The sequence below is a fragment of the Aequorivita sp. 609 genome (assembly GCF_014212065.1).
Lineage (GTDB): Bacteria > Bacteroidota > Bacteroidia > Flavobacteriales > Flavobacteriaceae > Aequorivita > Aequorivita sinensis.
The window spans coordinates 62,887-80,060 of sequence record NZ_JACJVM010000214.1 but is presented as its reverse complement, the minus strand read 5'-3'; the positions used below and the strand labels follow the sequence as shown (position 1 = coordinate 80,060).

The following is a 17,174-nucleotide window of genomic DNA, read 5'->3' as shown; positions in this document are numbered from 1 at the left end:
CATTTATGGCATTTGCTTTTATTGCTATTATTTATTAAAAAGCACTATCCATTACTTGGTCTTGGTGCCCATTTGTTATAAGGTGTCATATCGAAGTTATTCACCTCGTCTATCGATAAACCTAGTGCTTTTGCTACACCTTCGCCATACTCTGGATCGGCTTTATAGCAATTCCTGATATGTCGTATTTGAATAAACTTCTCGGCACCACCAACTTGAGCAGCCGTATTTTTAAATAACATGTCAGCTTTTCCGTCGGCTTTAATAATGCGGAATAAATCCCCAGGTTGGGTGAAGTAATCTTCATCATCATCTCTAAAGTTATGAGCGTAAGCATCGCCACTCAATTCTAAAGGCGGTTCTTGAGCGTGAGGTTGTTCTTGCCATTCGCCATAGCTGTTTGGTTCGTAGTGTTTTGTTGCACCGTAATTACCATCTACTCGCATAGCCCCATCTCTATGATATGAGTGGTAAGGGCAAGTAGGTTTGTTTACTGGAATCTGATAGTGGTTTACACCAAGTCTATAGCGTTGTGCATCTCCATATGAAAACAATCTTCCTTGAAGCATTTTATCTGGAGAGAAACCAATTCCTGGAACAATATTCGTCGGATTAAATGCTGCTTGCTCTACATCTTGGAAGTAGTTTTCTGGGTTTCTATTCAATTCAAATTCCCCTACAGGAATTAAAGGGAAGTCCTTTTTAGACCAAACTTTCGTTAAGTCGAATGGATGGAAACGGTAAGTTTTTGCTTCTTCCTCCGTCATTACTTGAATATACATCTTCCATTTTGGGAAGTCTTTATTTTCAATGGCATCGAATAAGTCTCTCTGAGACGATTCCCTGTCCATACCTACAATTTTTGCCGCTTCTTCATCGGATAGGTTTTCGATACCTTGTTGGGTTACGAAATGGAATTTCACCCAATGTCTTTTATTGTCTTTGTTGATAAGGCTATAGGTGTGGCTTCCAAATCCGTGCATATGTCTGTATCCTCTTGGAATACCACGATCGCTCATAATTATAGTAACCTGATGTAAAGCTTCAGGAAGTAAAGTCCAAAAATCCCAGTTGTTATTAGCATCCCGCATATTGGTTTTAGGGTCGCGTTTTACAGCGTGGTTTAAATCTGGGAATTTCATCGGGTCACGGAAGAAAAACACGGGGGTATTATTTCCAACCAAATCCCAAATTCCTTCATCGGTATAAAACTTAAGTGCAAATCCTCTAATATCTCTTTCGGCATCTGCTGCCCCTCTTTCTCCAGCAACTGTGGAGAAACGGCTAAACATTTCTGTTTTTTTTCCTACTTCGCTAAAGATGTCAGCTTTTGTGTACTGTGTGATATCGTGTGTAACTGTAAAGGTTCCAAAAGCACCTGAACCTTTCGCGTGCATTCGTCTTTCTGGAATAACTTCTCTGTCGAAGTTTGCCATTTTTTCAAGAAACCAAGCATCCTGCATTAACATGGGGCCACGTGGCCCAGCTGTTTGTACATTTTGATTATCTGGAACAGGAGCTCCTGTTTGCCTAGTTAATTTAGGTTTTTTCTTATCCATTACTTTAGTTTTAAGATTGATTTAGCGAATGAAGTTACGAAAATTCCTAAACTTTTCAACTGACATAAATCAGTTTTAAACCCTTTTAGGTTTTAAAATGCTATGTTTTGGACATTCAATTCAATATTCAGGCTTGAACGTTTTGTGTTTTTGAAACACAGTAAAATTTTGAGGTAGGTTAATAGAGTAATTACAGTGTGTAAAGACAATAGTTTTTATAGAAAAAGATTTATTCGTTGTCTTTCCCTTCCTCAATCAATTCCTCGATTTCTTCCTTCTCATCCCCATTTAATTTAGGGTTTTTGGGAGTTTTTGCTTTTTTTTTATGATGAATTTCATAGTACATCGCAAAGTGATCACTTCCAAAATTCTTGGAACGTATCATTTTACCTACATACAAATCGCGGGTGTGAAAAAGATGGTCCAGGGGAAACCTTAAAAAGAAATAATTTGCGTGAAAAGTAGAAAAGAATCCACGCCCCACACGAGGGTCTATCATCCCTGTCATTTTTTTGAAAAGACGCGTTGTGCGGCTCCATACTACATCGTTCATATCGCCACAAACCACCGTTGGCTTGTCAATTTTTCTAATTCTCTTTCCTGTAAGCATTAATTCGGCATCACGTTCCTTAGAAGTTTCATTTTCTGTAGGACTTGGAGGAGCCGGGTGAAGACAGCAAAAGAAAATAGGCGAATCTTTATCGGTATAGTAGTCGAAAAATATAGAAGGCTTATCGTCTTCAATCTGATATTTTACTTCTACGTTTTTTACTTCAACTTTAGAATAAAGATGCATTCCGTAGAAATTTTCTAAAGGTACCTTTACGGTAAAAGGATAGTCTTTTTCAAGTTCGGAAAGTCCATTTTCCCAATCCTTGTTAGACTCCATCGTGAGTACTAAATCTGGATCAAATCGTTTTACCTCTTTCAGGAAGTCTGAGTAGCAGTTATTTGTTTGTAAAACATTTCCTGCTAAAATAGAAACATATCCGTCTGTAGCATCGTGCGATCTTCTTCTTGGAAAAAGTGAACTGTATGGTGTTATTTTAAAAAGTTGGTAGATGATGCTTGCAATAAGCGCAAAAAGTAAAATCCAACTAAAAGTAGTGTAGTGTTCTTCGGTGTAAATGAAAATTCCGAGTAGGATTAATTGTATAACCACCGATTGAAGTCTTACAAAATCTGCAGTACGAAAAAACCAATGAGGATGCCTAGTAGCTGGAAAGAAGGGGCTAAGGATGAAAAATATCGTGAAAATATATAATACCATATTTCAAAGTTAGTTAATTTGTAGCGATGTAATAAGGTTTGAAAATTCTTTTTTACCTAGTCGCTACTACCTATTTTTACAGTTCATAAAAACCAATAAAATGAAAAAAATTACCCTTACAACATTATTAACTTTTTTTGCGTTTGCCATAACATTCGCACAGACCTATACAACTCCCAACACAGGAGTTACTTGGACCTTAGATGATATTGCTGCAGCAAGCCCTACTACAATTACGGTTTCTGGCAGTGAGTATACCCTTTTAGAAAACTTAGAAATTGCTGAAAATGATGCCGTAGTTATCGATACGGACTTAACTCTTTTAATTGATGCTGATTTATTAATTAAAGTTTATGGTGCTTTTACTGTAAGTGCCAACGAAGTTACAATTACTGCTTTAGACGAAGCTGCTCCTTATGAAGGTTTTCGTTTTGAAGAGTTTTCAGAAATAGATATTAAAAACGCAACTATATCTTACGGGGGAGGGCTTCGAGTGTTAACTGAAACTTTTTCTATTGACAATTGTACAATAACCAATAATGTTTCTGGAGCTACGTCAAGTGCTGTTATTCAGCTTTCTCGTGGGATGGCGCAGATTACGAACAACCTTATACAGTTTAATGAAAATCCTGCCGTTGGTTCTGCTGCAAACTCTGGGGTTTCTCCATATATCTATAATAACCATATTGAAGGAAATAATACCGATAATGCTAACCGTCCGCAAATTAACATCGGAACTACATTAGCAAACGAGCCTTTGCAGATTATTCAAAATATAATTATCGGAGATCCAAATTTAACCAAGGTTGGTGGTATTGCAATTGCAAACTTTGTGGGTGCAAATGTAAATGCAGTTATTCAAGACAACATTATTCAAAACAACAGATACGGGATTACTATTATGGGGCCTGTAGATGCTGCTTTAATTAAAAACAATCTAATTGAAGACAATAACACTCAAGGAGATCCTGCTCTTGGTGGAAGTGGAATTAATATACTTACAAGTTCTGCTAGAAATGAAGTAGTAGTTACAGGTAATACAATACGAAGAAATATTTGGGGTATTACACTACAAGACCAAGCAACAATTAACCTTGGGGATGACATTGACAACCCAGGAGGAAATGTGTTTTCTGAAAATGGAAACGGTGGTGTAGTTTATGCGCTTTATAACAATACAGCTAATCCAGTAATGGCCAAAAACAACTGCTGGATTGAAGGGGAAGAAAGTACTGTGGAAGAGGTTGAAGATGTAATTTTTCACCAAGTAGATGATGCAACATTAGGTTTAGTTACCTTCGATCCATTTGATTGTGGAGTTGCTTCAGTTAACGATGTAGCTGCTTCAAACTTTAGCTTTTATCCAAATCCAGTAAAAAATGAAATTAACTTCAACAATATCTTTTCTTTTGAGAAAGTTGAAATATACGGAGTTCAAGGGAACCTAATAGTTTCAAAAAACATTTCTGAAGGGCTTAATACAATGTCAATCAACCTTGCTTCTGGACTTTATTTTGTAAACTTCAGCAATAATAATAACAGTATTACTAAAAAGATGATTGTTCAATAAACGAGAAGAATGTCTGGTCGAGCGCAGTCGAGGCCTAATTTTTTTAAAGACTAGAACAGCTATTTTCTAAAATGCCTTGATGTAATTATCAAGGCATTTTTTATTGAAATAAACACTGTTTTTCCCTATCTAAAACAGTATTTTTGCACTTTGAAAAAAATAAAGAAAAAGACACGTGAAGATTCAGAATAAAGCGACATTAGAGTTAAGCCATGACGAAATGAAAAGTTATGGGTATGAGGTAGTTGATGCAATTGTAGATCATTTTTCTACACAGAATGAAAAACTCCCTGTGGTTTCGGGTACAAGGAAAGAAATGGAGGCATTATTTCTAGAAGAAGCTCCTGAAACTCCATCCGACCCTAAAAAGGTGTTGGATTTTGTTTTGGAGGAGGTAATGACCAAAAGTAATATTGTTTCTCATCCAAAGTCGTATTCATTTGTGCCAGGGCCTAGTAACTATATCAGTGCCATGGCAGACAGCTTAACAGCTGGTTTCAATATATTCTCTGGTGGGTGGCAAGCGTCTCCTGCAGCCGCACAAATGGAAATTGTAGCTATGAACTGGCTTTTAAAAATGTTCGGCTTCCCTCAGAAAAAAGGGGGAGGAATTTTTACTAGTGGGGGTTCTATGGCCAATTTAACTGCCTTAGTAACTGCTCGAAGAGTAAAATGTGGCGACGATTTTAGTAAAGCTGTAATTTACCTTTCAGACCAAGCGCATTCTTCAAATATTAAAGCCATTCGCGTATTAGGTTTTAGAAAAGAACAGATTAGAATTATTCCTACTGATGGGGAGTTTAAATTCTCATTGAATAAATTAAAAAACGCTATTGCAAAAGATAGGTTGGAAGGGCTACAACCTTTTTGCTTGATTGCAACTGCCGGGACAACAAATACCGGAACGGTAGATCCGCTTTCCGACATTGCCAAAATCTGTAAAAAAGAAGATATCTGGTTTCATATCGATGGGGCCTATGGTGGTTTTGCTATACTTTCTGAAGATGGAAAACAGCTTTTAAAAGGAATTGGGAAAGCCGATTCACTTACTATAGACCCTCATAAATGGTTTTATCAGCCCTATGAAATCGGTTGTCTTTTAGTGAAAAATCACAAATGGCTTAAAGGAACTTTTACCGAAAAACCTGAATATTTACGCGATATTGAAGGCAATGAGTCTGAAATTAATTTTTACGATCACGGAATCGAATTAACAAGACGTTTTCGTGCTTTAAAGTTCTATATGTCGGTAAAAACTTTTGGAATGGGTGAGTTCAGGCAGGCCATAACCTACAATATTAAGTTGGCAGAAGCAACAGAAGATTTTTTAAGATCGAGTAGCAATTGGGAGGTTATTTCACCAGCCACATTGGCGGTTATTAACTTTAGATACAACCCAATTGGCAACAAACTTTCAGAGAAAAAGCTTGACGCGCTTAACCAACGAATTTCTCAAAGTGTGGTTGATTCAAAACAAGCTTTATTGGTAACTACTGTTCTTAACGGGCAGATAGTACTAAGAATGTGCTTGATAAACCCTAGAACAACATTAGACGATGTAAAGGAAACTATCGCACTTTGCGAATCTTTTGCAGAAGAAAAATCCTTGTCGTGAAACAAGCGGATGTCCAAAGAATTTACTAAAACAATAAAACAAAAAATTATATTAATCTAAAATCACTTTTATTGTTAATATTTCTATTTAATCTACAATATATAATTCTTAATCAGCAGCAAAATAATCTTTATGCACAAGATCCAAATCTTTTTGACAATACTTGGTATTTTGTAACTGGTGAATTGGATGGTGAAATATTTTTTCTGCCCCCAGAAGAACATCTTATAGAGGTTACTTTTAATAGTGAAGAAATTTATTTATGTTATCCAAGCTGCGATGAATGTTATAGTAATAATGTGGTAATAAACGCGAATAGTTTTATAGTTTCAGAAACTGAACCTTGGATTGTTTTAATTGGGCTTTGTAATCCACCACAAAATGATTTTATAGGTACTCATAATTCAGTATATTTTTATAGCCACGTAAACTCAAAAAATCCCTTCAATTATATAATCGAGCCTGTAGATGATTACTTACAGCTAACCGTAACAAATGTTGAGGGTGATTTTGCAATATATAATAGCCGGTTGTTAACTACACCGGAATTTGATAACTCAAGTTTTGGTTTTTACCCAAACCCTGTTGATGAAACCTTAAACATTAAAAATAATTTTAATCAACCAGTTGATGTTTCAATTTATAATGTGAATGGTAAAAACTTAAAAAGTTATACTATTAACGAAAAATTGGAAACCATTAATATAAATGATTTAAATTCAGGATTGTATTTTGTGATTTTTAAAAATGAGGCTGGAGAGAGTTTGCTTAAAAGGTTTATTAAAAAATAGGTTGTGCTTTACACTGTAGGCTTTCTATTTGTTACTTTTATAGCTTGTAAACCAAAATACTATTTTCATTGCCAAAAAATCTAGATATTATTATAATTGGCGGCGGAGCTGCGGGATTTTTCACGGCAATAAACGCTGCGGAAAAAACCCCCCATCTTAAAATTGCAATTTTAGAACGTGGAAAAGAGGTTCTTACCAAAGTAAAAATTTCTGGCGGTGGTCGATGCAATGTAACCCACGCCGAGTTTCTTCCAAAAGAATTAACCCAAAACTATCCACGTGGCGAAAAAGAACTTTTAGGGCCGTTCCATACTTTTATGACAGGCGATACCATTGAATGGTTCGAAAAAAGAGGCGTGGAACTCAAAATTGAAGAGGACGGGCGGATGTTTCCGGTTTCAAACTCTTCACAAACTATCATAGATTGTTTTCTTTCAGAAACAAAAAGATTAGGGGTCGAGGTACTGCTTAGTCAGCCGGTAAAGGAAATTCAGAAAAATGAAGGCCGATATATTTTAACTACTAGTACCGATACTTTTTCCGCAGAAAAAATTGTAGTTACAACGGGTAGTAATCCTAAAATTTGGAAGTTGCTCAAAGATTTAGGGCATAGTATAGTTCCCGCCGTACCTTCACTTTTTACATTCAACATCAAAGATAGTCGTATAGCAGATTTGCCCGGACTTAGCACAAATGCTTCGGTAAAAGTTTTAGATAAAAATGGTAAAACAGTTTTGGAAAGCGACGGGCCGTTACTAATTACCCATTGGGGTATGAGTGGTCCTGCAATTTTAAAACTTTCGGCTTGGGGCGCTAGAATATTAGAGCCTATAAAATACAATTTTACTATTGAAGTGAATTGGCTTAATACGCTTACGGAAGAGGATGTGTTGGATTCTTTGAAAAATTTAAAAATATTACAAGGCAAGCAAACAATTTATAAATACGCACAATTCGAATTGCCCAAGCGCCTTTGGCAAAGTATAGTAAAAGCAGCAGGCATTGCCGAAACGCTTACATGGGCTGAGGCCACCCGCGAGAATTTTCAAAATCTAGCCAATCAACTTACCGCTGCAATTTTTGAAGTAAACGGAAAGAGTACCTTTAAAGAGGAATTTGTCACAGCCGGCGGGGTAGATTTAAAAGAAGTAAACTTTAAAACTTTCGAAAGTAGGGTTTGTAAAAATCTTTTCTTCGCTGGGGAAGTTCTTGATATAGACGCTACAACGGGAGGATTTAACTTTCAAAATGCTTGGACTGGTGGCTATATCGTTTCGCAAAACCTTTAATCTCTGTAACTTCTTCCCCAAAAAATGATGACTTTTTAATACTCGTCCGATATATAGTTATAATCCTTAAAACTATATGTCATGAAAAAAATTCTTCTTTTTACTCTTTTATTCACATTTATTGCAACTTCCGTCAAGTCACAAAATTTACTTGGGGCTGCAACAGATGTTTATGTAATGGAAAATTTTACCAATCCGGGCCAGTTTGGTACTATTCCACTCGCGGGACCTTATTATCCGTTAGGTACAGTAATTACGGGTAGTGCTCCTACAATGTTGGGAGGCGATTTCAACGATGCTGGAGAACTATATACATTTGTATACCAAGATCCAGACTATGTATTGGGAACTGTAGATATAACTACGGGAGCTATAAATAATACTATTACCGTATCAGGCAATGTTGGTGGACAATTTTTAAATCAGTTATCTTATAATCCTACAAACGATACTTTTTACGCATTGAGTGCGGATCCTAACAATAACTCTGGAACGCAATTTTATGAAGTTAATATTACCACCGGTGTACTAACGCCAATAGGTACTGGCACTGGGATTTTAAATGGAGTTGCTATGGAAATCGACAACAACGGGAAGGTGTATGTTGCCGATGCCAATACGGGAAATTTGTACATTGTAGATATCAATACAGGCGTGGGGAGCGTTGTGGGTAATATGCTTCCGAGTGGCACATATCCAGTGCGAAATGGTTTTTCTGTTGACCCTGCCACCAATGTTATGTATGCCGTTTTGCTGAATAGTGATGGGGTAATTTGGAATAAATTCTATACAGTAAATCTTGCAAATGGTGAACTTACAGAACTTGGGTTTGGTGGCTCTAGACAATATAGCCTGTTTGCTATTAAAGGCGAATCTCTTGGGGTAAATGAAAATAATTTGACATCAGTAACTGTATACCCAAATCCGACAACTAACATTATAAACATTGAGAATCCTACTGAAGTTGCATTTAATAGCGTTAGACTTTTTGACCTACTCGGCAAAGATACCGGTGCAGTTTTTACCAATGGAGAAATGAATGTAGAAAACCTATTTAAAGGTGTTTACTTCCTTCAGTTAGAAACTAAAAATGGCACTATTACCAAAAAGATTATAAAGGAATAGTTTAGGTTTATGAACGTGATATAAAGAAGCTTCCGAGGTAATGTCTCTCAGGGGCTTTTTTTATTTTTAAGGGTAAATTATTTTCAATTTGTTAACACATTGTTAAACAAAAGTCTATGTGTGTAGGGATAGTTAATTATGGTTAACTTTAGTAGTTAAACACTACTCACCATGAAACAAGATATTTACAACATTAAAAAATCGCTCGATACTTCAAAAGGCAAACTTTCTTACTACAGCCTTCCCGAGCTTGAAAAACAAGGACATAATATAAGTAAACTCCCATTCTCAATACGAATTCTTCTAGAGAATGCATTGCGGAATTACGACGATTTTTCTGTAACTAAAGATCATCTAAAAACAGTACTAAATTGGACGCCAGAACAGAGTGAAAAGGATGTAGCCTTTAAACCCGCTCGTGTTTTGATGCAAGATTTTACAGGAGTCCCAGCGGTAGTGGATATAGCTTCATTACGTGCCGAAATGGCCCGAAAAGGTGGAGATGCCTCGAAAATTAATCCGCTTATCCCGGTAGATTTAGTGATAGACCACAGTGTGCAGGTAGATTATTTTGCAGCACAATACGCTTATGATAAAAATATAGAAGAAGAGTATAAGCGAAATAAGGAGCGCTATACATTTTTAAAATGGGCGCAGCAATCTTTCGATAATTTTAGCGTGGTGCCTCCAGGGATGGGAATCTGTCACCAAGTAAACTTAGAATATTTCTCTAAAGGCGCAATCGCTCGCGACGGAATGGTTTTTCCAGATACCTTAGTAGGAACCGATAGCCATACGCCAATGGTAAATGGAATTGGAGTAGTAGCTTGGGGTGTGGGAGGAATTGAAGCCGAAGCAGCTATCTTAGGACAACCAATTTATTTTATTAGTCCAGAAGTTATCGGTTTAAAACTTACAGGAAAACTTCCATTAGGTTCTACTGCCACAGATTTGGTGCTTACCATTGCTAACCTACTTCGAAAATATGGAGTAGTAGGAAAATTTGTTGAGGTTTTCGGACCTGGACTTGATAATCTTTCTGTGCCAGATAGAGCGACTATCGGAAATATGTCGCCAGAATTTGGATGTACTATTACATACTTCCCAATAGATGACAAGACTTTGGAATATATGCGAGATAGCAACCGAAGCGAAGAGCAGATAAAGTTAGTGGAAGAGTATTGCAAAGGAAATATGCTTTGGCGTCAAGATGAAGACAAAATAGAATATACCGATGTTGTAGAGCTAGATATTTCAACCATTCAACCTACAGTAGCGGGTCCTAAGCGTCCTCAGGATAAAATTCTTCTTAAAGATTTAAAAGAAAAGTTTATCGAGCTAGAACACGCTTCTTTTGGCAGAACGTACATTGAACCGTCTGAACGGGAAGAGGCGATTACCCGTTGGAAAGAAGAAGGAGGAAGTCAACCAACAAAACAACCTCACGACCCTGCACCAGATGTAGAGATAGAGAAGGCCGAAATGAAAAATGGTTTAAAAACGGTTTGGATTTCTCATGGAAATGAAAAGTATATGCTTTCAGACGGGGCAGTAGCCATTGCGGCTATAACGTCTTGTACCAATACTTCCAATCCGTTTGTAATGATAGGGGCGGGATTAGTTGCAAAAAAAGCAAGAGAACTTGGGATAGACGTAAAACCTTGGGTTAAAACCTCCCTAGCGCCAGGTTCAAAAGTAGTAACCGATTATTTGGAAAAAGCCGATTTGCTAAAAGACCTTGAAGCGCTTCAGTTTCATTTAGTAGGTTACGGATGTACTTCTTGTATCGGAAACTCAGGACCGTTGCCACCAGAAATTTCAAGAGCGGTGGAAGAAAACGATTTAATTGTAACCTCAGTACTTTCCGGAAACCGAAACTTCGAGGCGCGTATTCACTCACAGGTGAAAATGAATTTCCTAATGTCGCCAATGCTGGTGGTAGCTTTTGCCATTGCTGGAAGGGTAGATATAGACCTTACAACTGAACCGCTTAGCTGCGATAGAAACGGTAAAAAGATATACCTAAAAGATATTTGGCCAACAGACGATGAGATACATGCAGTAATGAGCAAGGTGTTAACGCCAAAAGACTTTAAAAAGAATTACGACGAAATTTTTGAAGGAAATGAAATCTGGAGAAACCTAGAAGTTCCAAAAGATAAACTTTACCAATGGGAAGATGATTCTACTTACATTAAGGAAGTGCCATTTTTCCACAATCTTTCAGACGATCCTCAACCGCTCAAAAATATTGAAGGAGCAAGAGCTTTGCTGATGCTAGGAGATAGTATTACCACCGACCATATTTCACCTGCTGGAGCTTTTTCGGAAGACTCAGCTGCAGGACAGTATTTAATTTCTCGTGGGGTTGAAAAGAAAAACTTCAATAGTTATGGTTCTAGACGTGGAAATGATGAAGTGATGGTACGCGGTACTTTTGCAAACGTGCGTATAAAAAACCAATTGGCCGATAGAGAAGGAGGCTATACAACTTATCTTCCTACAGGAGAGCAAATGTCTGTTTATGATGCCGCGCAGAAATATATAGCCGATAAAACTCCGCTTATTGTGCTTACTGGAAAAGAATACGGTAGTGGTTCTTCTCGCGACTGGGCCGCCAAAGGGACAATTTTACTGGGTGTAAAGGCCGTTTTGGCAGAGAGCTACGAACGTATACACCGAAGTAACTTAATCATGATGGGAGTACTTCCGCTAGAGTATGTTAAAGGTGAATCGGCTGCATCACACGGGCTAACGGGGAATGAAGTGTTTAGTATTTCAGGAATCGAAAACGACTTGTCGCCATTAAAGAAAGTAACGGTATCTGCCAAAACAGAGGATGGCAAGGAAATTGAATTCAAAGCCATAGCAAGACTAGATTCTCCAATTGAAGTTGCATACTACCAAAATGAGGGAATCTTACAATATGTTTTGCGTCAGTTTTTAAAACAGTAACCATAAGTTGATATTAATAGTACAATCAAAGCTTCTCCGTAAAAATTTTAACGGAATTACTATTTGGCCCTTTGTGATTTTAAAGCATCAGGAATTAAAGAATGATGCTGTGTTATTAAATCACGAACGTATTCATTTACGCCAACAAGTGGAGCTATTGATTGTACTATTCTATATCTGGTACAGCCTTGAGTTTTTAATTCGCTGTATTCAATACCCAAATAGAAATCAAGCTTATAGAAATATTTCATTTGAAAGAGAAGCTTATTACTATCAAAGTGATTTTGGTTACTTGAAAAAACGAAAGTTCTATGGGTTTTTAAAGTTTTTATAAGTTTTAAAACTACCCCTGTAAACAACAAACAAATTTGAAAAGGCTAAATGATTTTCAGGCTATGAATTTAATCTGAGAATGCTATTCAAGTCTATTTTATAAATGATAAAAATATAAATGAGCATACTTTTTTCTCCTCTAAAAATAAAAAATACAACGCTTAAAAATCGAACCGTAATTTCACCTATGTGTATGTATAGTTGTGTTGACGGTTTTGCAAACGATTTTCATTTAGTTCACTTAGGAAGCCGCGCCTTGGGAGGTACGGCTTTAATTATTCAAGAAGCTACGGCCGTTTCCCCTGAAGGAAGAATATCCTACGGAGATATGGGAATCTGGAGCGATGAACACATTCTAAAGCCGAAAGAAATAGTAAATTTTGTTCACGCACAAAAGGCGTTGATAGGGATTCAATTGGCTCACGCGGGTAGAAAAGCAAGTCATCAACTTCCACAAGAGGGAGCTAGAAAAATATCACCAGACGATAAAAACGGTTGGCAAACGTACTCTTCTTCAGCATTGCCATTTAGAGAAGGGGAGCCAGCGCCGCTAGCGTTAGATGCCAACGGCATTGAAAAAGTAAAACAAGATTATGTAGCCGCTACGCGTCGCGCACAAAAAGCAGGGTATGACGTGGTGGAAATTCACGCGGCACACGGATACTTATTTCACCAATTCTATTCGCCTTTAGCAAATAATCGCACCGATGAATACGGTGGAAGTTTCGAAAATAGAATTCGCTTACTTCTTGAAGTTACCGAATTAGTTAGAGCAGAATGGCCAGAGGAAAAACCACTTTTTGTTCGTATTTCAGCTACCGACTGGACAAAAGGAGGATGGACGATTGAAGATTCGGTAAAACTTGCTGTAGAATTAAAAAAACGAGGGGTAGATCTTATCGATACATCTACTGGAGGGAATGTGCCTAAAGCAGTAATTCCGAGTGAGCCTGGGTATCAAGTTAAATTTGCCGAACAGATTAAAAAAGAAGCAAACATTTTAACCGGTGCAGTAGGTCAAATTACCACTGCTGAGCAATCGGAAGCAATTTTAAAAGAAGGGAAAGCCGATTTAATTTTCTACGGAAGAGAAAGTTTAAGAGATCCACATTTTGCATTACGTGCCGCCAAGGAGTTAAACGCAGATATCGAATGGCCAATACAATACCAACGAGCTAAATTATAGTTACAGAGTTGATCTTGTGGCAATCGAAAACCTAATCGCTTATTTAGATGGTCGCTGTGATTCATTTTAAAGTAATACAAAACAATTAATAGCTACTAAACATATTATGACTAAAGAAGAACATAAAATAAATATACCATTTTCAGTTTTAGACCTTGTTCCTGTAATACAGGGAAGTAGTCATAAAACGGCTATGGAAAGTAGTCTGGCTTTAGCTCAAAAAGTTGAGGAGCTAGGTTTTAAACGCTTTTGGATTTCGGAGCATCACAATGCAGAAAGTTTAGTGAGTTCTGCTACGCCATTACTAATTGGCTATGTTGCCGAAAACACTAAATCTATTCGCGTGGGGTCTGGTGGCGTTATGTTGCCAAATCACGCTCCCTTAATTGTAGCAGAGCAGTTTGGAACGCTTGCTACGCTTTATCCAGATAGAATTGACTTAGGTTTAGGACGTGCGCCAGGCACCGATCAGCTTACGACGAGAGCGCTAAGGCGGGAGCGTACCGAATCTGTAAACGATTTCCCGAATGATGTGCAGGAGTTACGACAATTTTTTTCTGCAAGCAATCAAAACAGTTTAGTTAGAGCCATTCCTGGAGAGGGATTGGAGGTGCCACTTTACCTTTTAGGTTCAAGTACCTATAGTGCGCAATTAGCAGGAGCATTAGGATTGCCGTATGCCTTTGCGAGTCACTTTGCGCCAACGCATTTGCACGATGCCTTAAGATTGTATCACGGTAACTTTGAAGCCTCAAAACAATTGGAAAAGCCTTATACTATGGCTGGAATTAATGTGGTAGTTGCCGATACCGATGAGGAAGCCGAATATTTATCTTCGAGTATGAAGTTGTTTATGCTGAATATTATCAGAAATACCCGCGCCCCACTGCCACCGCCTATAAAAGATATGGATGAAGTGTGGAGTCCGATGGAAAAAGCGCATATTACTAAAATGATGGAATTCACTTTTATTGGGAGCAAGGAAACAGTTCGGAAAAAACTTCTCAATTTTATAGCAGAAACAAGAATTGACGAAATTATTGTCGTAGCCCATATTCACGATCAAGAAGCGAGATTAAAATCGTTTGAATTACTGTCGGAATTAAAGCAATAGTGCCTAAACCCTAAACGGATTGACATCTACTTTTAAAAGGAAGTTTTTAAAAAACTTTGTTTTCTGTACCTTCGTCAAAAATTTTTAAAAATGCTGAAAGCTGTTCTTTTTGATATGGATGGTGTTATTGTAGACACCGAACCTTTACACCGTAAAGCTTACTTCAAAATGTTTGAAGAGGTAAAAATAGATGTAAATGAAGAACTTTACGATTCGTTTACAGGACAGGCCACTTTGCCAATTTGTAGAACTTTGTGTGAACATTTTAGTCTTACAGTTGCTCCAGAACACTTGGTGGCAACTAAAAGAAAGCATTTTAAATACCTTTTTGAAAATGATACTAGCCTCGATCTTCTAGATGGGGTTTACGACTTGATAAAAAACTATTACGAAAACGATCTAACATTGGTTTTGGCTTCGTCGGCTTCTATGCCTAATATCAATCGTATTTTCGACCGATTTGATTTAAATAAATATTTTAAAGCAAAAATTAGTGGCGCCGATTTAAAAGCTTCAAAGCCACATCCTGAAATATTTATTAAAGCCGCAGAGCTTGCTGGACAACCTGCTGAAAATTGTATGGTAATTGAAGATTCTACTAACGGAATTAAAGCTGCGAAAGCAGCAAATATTTACTGTGTAGGTTTTAAAAGCCCACATTCCGTAAACCAAGACTACACCAAAGCAGATAAGGTGATTACTAGTTTTGATGAGATTCTGTACGAGAAATTAACGGATTTATCCTAGCCGATTCTAAAGACCTGACAGGTTTTTAAAGTTCTGACACGTTTCCAAAGACCTGACAGGTTTTAGAAACCTGTCAGGTCTAAGACTAGTTAAGCCAAATCCCAATGGCTAAAAACATCTTCTACAGTAGATTTAACTCTTTTGTTTCGCAAGGTTTCCACTCTGTAATTTGCGAGTTGAGGAGATTCATCAAAGTACACTACATTTTTTTCTCCGTGCTTTTTAAGATGACTTCTTATAATGGCGTGGGTGTGATAAGTAGCTTGTTGAAGTTTTAAGAAAGGTTCGTAATCTTCAACATTGCAAATAGCATCGCTTCTATCAAAATATCCAAAACCTCGATACTGACCTTCAACAACTAAGGCAAAAGCTATTTCGTCTTCCGTTCTACCTTTTCCTTGAATGGCAAAACTGGGTTTGTTTTCGTATAAATCTTGTAGAGCCGCTTGTACTTTGGCGTTGTAATCTTCTATAGTTTCAGTGTCCTCACAAATTCCTTCACAGTTTTTTATTCGGTAGTGACTGCATATTTCAACATTGCTTTGCAGCGTACAAAATCGCGGACAGAGTTTATAAGTCTCACAAATTTCCTCTAGCTTTTCAAGAGCCTCTGTTTTATTGTAGAAAGTGCCAACCGAATCGTGCAATGCATTGGTCTTGCTTAGCGCAAGCTGAATTATCCCGCGTTGATTGGTATAGCTAATAATTTGATAGGTAGTTGTAGGCCACTTTTGGGCGCGGTTAAACTTTGGGTAATGCTTTCGGATATGTTCCGACTCCACTAAAAGCGCTAATAGCTCGTTGCCTGTAATTTCAAAATCTATAAAATGTGTTTCTTGCCCGAGTTGGTATTCCTTGGTTTTTTTATCGTAGAAATGTGAGAGCACTCGCTTTTTGATATTCTTCGCTTTCCCCGCATAAATCACCTGATGTTTTTGGTTTTTGAAAAGGTAAATCCCAGGGGATTCTGGGAGTTCGTTAATCTGTTCATTGGCAATATGGGGTGGGAGTGTAGCTTGTTTAGAACGCGGATTTAGAAATGTATTGATGGTTTCCCAATTTTCATCTAAGGAAAGCAATCGCTGAAAAAGAATAACCGTTGCATCCACATCGCCTTCCGCTCGGTGTCGGTTGAGGTGTGGAATGTTTATGGTGTTACAAAGTCTGCCTAAACTATACGAAAGATGGCCAGGAATCAATTTGCGAGACAGTCTAACGGTACAGAGTTTCTTTCGGTTGTAATGTTGTCCTATTCTTCTAAACTCGCCTCGAATAACATTGTAGTCGAAACTAACATTATGAGCTACAAAAATGGCATCTTTAGTGAATTCTTCGACAGTTTCTGCGATTTCAAAAAAGCGTGGAGCATCGGCTACCATTTCGTTGTCTATACCTGTAAGGGCCGTGATATGCAACGGGATTTCACGCTCCGGATTTACAAGCGATGTGAACTTGTCTATCACCTCGCCATCTTTTAAAAGTGCGATGCAAATTTCGGTAATCCTATTCCCTGCAATACCGCCTCCGGTAGTTTCAACATCTATAATTGCAAAAAGTTGTGATTGCATTTTTAATTACTTGAAAAACAAATGTAGGAAAAGTATTTTTAATATTTGGAAT

Annotated in this window: 13 protein-coding genes; 10 read left to right on the top strand and 3 right to left on the bottom strand. The window is 37.5% G+C overall.

The window, feature by feature from the left end:
• Window positions 1-44: 44 nt before the first annotated feature.
• Window positions 45-1,559, bottom strand: a complete 1,515-nt coding sequence (locus H4O20_RS14400) for a catalase (protein ID WP_185099738.1) — start codon at window positions 1,557-1,559, stop codon at window positions 45-47.
• A 229-nt stretch (window positions 1,560-1,788) separates the two neighbouring features.
• Window positions 1,789-2,829 (bottom strand): endonuclease/exonuclease/phosphatase family protein, encoded by a 1,041-nt coding sequence (locus tag H4O20_RS14395; RefSeq protein WP_185099737.1) that lies wholly within the window; start codon window positions 2,827-2,829, stop codon window positions 1,789-1,791.
• Between the two features lie 100 nt (window positions 2,830-2,929).
• On the opposite strand from H4O20_RS14395, the gene H4O20_RS14390 reads away from it, so the two are divergent.
• The 10 genes from H4O20_RS14390 (at window position 2,930) to H4O20_RS14345 (ending at window position 15,554) form a co-directional block, all read left to right on the top strand.
• On the top strand, window positions 2,930-4,399 hold the full coding sequence (locus H4O20_RS14390) for a T9SS type A sorting domain-containing protein (protein ID WP_139855891.1): 1,470 nt from the start codon (window positions 2,930-2,932) through the stop codon (window positions 4,397-4,399).
• A 175-nt stretch (window positions 4,400-4,574) separates the two neighbouring features.
• The gene (locus tag H4O20_RS14385; protein ID WP_139855892.1) at window positions 4,575-6,014 is read left to right on the top strand and encodes an aminotransferase class V-fold PLP-dependent enzyme; all 1,440 of its coding nucleotides are present in this window, start codon (window positions 4,575-4,577) and stop codon (window positions 6,012-6,014) included.
• A gap of 71 nt (window positions 6,015-6,085) precedes the next feature.
• A complete protein-coding gene (locus H4O20_RS14380; RefSeq protein ID WP_185099736.1) occupies window positions 6,086-6,805 on the top strand; it encodes a T9SS type A sorting domain-containing protein in 720 nt (239 codons plus the stop codon).
• A 68-nt stretch (window positions 6,806-6,873) separates the two neighbouring features.
• Complete coding sequence (locus tag H4O20_RS14375) at window positions 6,874-8,094, top strand: NAD(P)/FAD-dependent oxidoreductase (RefSeq protein ID WP_185099735.1); 1,221 nt, start codon at window positions 6,874-6,876, stop codon at window positions 8,092-8,094.
• 81 nt (window positions 8,095-8,175) lie between these two features.
• Complete coding sequence (locus H4O20_RS14370) at window positions 8,176-9,219, top strand: T9SS type A sorting domain-containing protein (RefSeq protein ID WP_185099734.1); 1,044 nt, start codon at window positions 8,176-8,178, stop codon at window positions 9,217-9,219.
• A 171-nt stretch (window positions 9,220-9,390) separates the two neighbouring features.
• Window positions 9,391-12,174: an aconitate hydratase gene (locus H4O20_RS14365; protein WP_185099733.1), complete on the top strand. Its 2,784-nt coding sequence runs from the start codon at window positions 9,391-9,393 to the stop codon at window positions 12,172-12,174.
• Between the two features lie 7 nt (window positions 12,175-12,181).
• Complete coding sequence (locus H4O20_RS14360; RefSeq protein WP_185099732.1) at window positions 12,182-12,508, top strand: hypothetical protein; 327 nt, start codon at window positions 12,182-12,184, stop codon at window positions 12,506-12,508.
• A gap of 117 nt (window positions 12,509-12,625) precedes the next feature.
• Window positions 12,626-13,693, top strand: coding sequence for an NADH:flavin oxidoreductase/NADH oxidase (locus tag H4O20_RS14355; protein WP_185099731.1), 1,068 nt, complete (start codon window positions 12,626-12,628; stop codon window positions 13,691-13,693).
• Window positions 13,694-13,799: 106 nt separating this feature from the next.
• Window positions 13,800-14,807 (top strand): LLM class flavin-dependent oxidoreductase, encoded by a 1,008-nt coding sequence (locus tag H4O20_RS14350; RefSeq protein WP_185099730.1) that lies wholly within the window; start codon window positions 13,800-13,802, stop codon window positions 14,805-14,807.
• 90 nt (window positions 14,808-14,897) lie between these two features.
• Window positions 14,898-15,554: an HAD family phosphatase gene (locus H4O20_RS14345; RefSeq protein WP_185099729.1), complete on the top strand. Its 657-nt coding sequence runs from the start codon at window positions 14,898-14,900 to the stop codon at window positions 15,552-15,554.
• Between the two features lie 89 nt (window positions 15,555-15,643).
• Here the strand turns inward: H4O20_RS14345 and H4O20_RS14340 are convergent, their stop codons facing one another.
• Window positions 15,644-17,122: an exonuclease domain-containing protein gene (locus tag H4O20_RS14340; protein WP_185099728.1), complete on the bottom strand. Its 1,479-nt coding sequence runs from the start codon at window positions 17,120-17,122 to the stop codon at window positions 15,644-15,646.
• Between the last annotated feature and the right edge of the window lie 52 nt (window positions 17,123-17,174).